We start from the raw sequence: 1,468 nt of genomic DNA on the forward strand, positions 1-1,468 counted from the left end.
ACGCTTGAAGCCGCCACCGCGGTTGTCATCACGCTTGAAGCCACCGCCACGGTTGTCATCACGCTTGAAACCACCGCCACGGTTGTCATCACGCTTGAAGCCACCGCCACGGTTGTCATCACGCTTGAAGCCGCCACCGCGGTTGTCATCGCGACGCTCGCCACGGAAACCACCACGGTCATCATTGCGGAAGCCACCGCCACGGTTGTCATCACGCTTGAAGCCGCCACCGCGGTTGTCATCGCGACGCTCGCCACGGAAACCACCACGGTCATCATTGCGGAAGCCACCGCCACGGTTGTCATCGCGACGCTCGCCGCGGAAACCACCACGGTCATCATTGCGGAAACCGCCACCGCGGTTATCGTCACGCTTGAAGCCACCACCACGGTTGTCATCACGCTTGAAGCCACCGCCACGGTTGTCATCGCGACGCTCGCCACGGAAACCACCACGGTCATCATTGCGGAAACCGCCACCGCGGTTGTCATCACGCTTGAAGCCACCACCACGGTTGTCGTCGCGCTTGAAGTCACCGCCGCGGTCAGCATTACGGTCACCGCGGAAGCCACCACGGTTATCGTCGGTGCGCTTGAAATCACTACGGTCGTCGCGACGCTTGAAGCCATCGCGGGAGTTGTTGCGGTTTGAATCTGAGTTCCGGAAGTCGCCTCGTCCGTTGTCGGAGTTACGGCGGAATTCGTTAGACATCTAATGTCCCCTTCAGCGGCTATCTCAATACCGCAACCTTCGTGTTTGCCTTTGCAAATCACTTCACTATTAACTATTCAGCATGCCCTCGAGGCATGTACATCTAAATTCAAGTCTACGGGAGGCACGAGTCATACCATAGGGAAACGGGTCCAATGTGGCAAGACACTCAGTGGCGGCCCTAAGGTTGTCCCCCCAGCCATCGACGCATGCGTAGCCGATCGAAGCCCCTTGATAGATTCAACTCTTCTAAAAGGGGTTAACGACAAAAAGGGCCCAGCATGAAACTGAACCCATAGGCTGTAGCAAGTCGATTACCAGGGGACGGGTTAAACAGGTGAGGCCCCGGCACCAAACGGTACCAGGGCCTCAAACCATCTACTCAAGTTAAGTCCGGCGGTGACCTACTCTCCCACACCCTCACGAGTGCAGTACCATCGGCGCAGTGGGCCTTAGCTTCCGGGTTCGGTATGGGACCGGGCGTTTCCCCCACGCTATGACCGCCGTAACAATCACGAAGCACACAAACCAAAACGTTTCCTGGTCAGTGTTTTCCGGTGCTACAAAGTCTTGTAACTCATCTTGTATTTGTGGTTAGAGGTTGTTGTCTCGTAACCGCATAGTGAACGCGAACAGCATTGAAATCATCAGTTCAAATATTGTTTTATTGTGTGTTGAAAGTCATCGGCCTATTAGTACAGGTCAGCTACACAAGTCTTTAGTCCTTGCTTCCACATCCTGCCTATCAACCCAGTGG

1 rRNA gene and 1 pseudogene are annotated in these 1,468 nt (G+C 55.4%); both read right to left on the reverse strand.

Annotated features, from left to right (window positions below):
* Positions 1 to 711 (reverse strand): annotated as a pseudogene (locus ACNPN0_RS13810) (hypothetical protein); the annotation flags it as partial.
* Positions 712 to 1,102: 391 nt separating this feature from the next.
* A 5S ribosomal RNA gene (rrf, locus tag ACNPN0_RS13815) occupies positions 1,103 to 1,219 on the reverse strand.
* Positions 1,220 to 1,468: the final 249 nt, after the last annotated feature.

It is taken from the genome of Glutamicibacter sp. AGC84 (assembly GCF_053543575.1).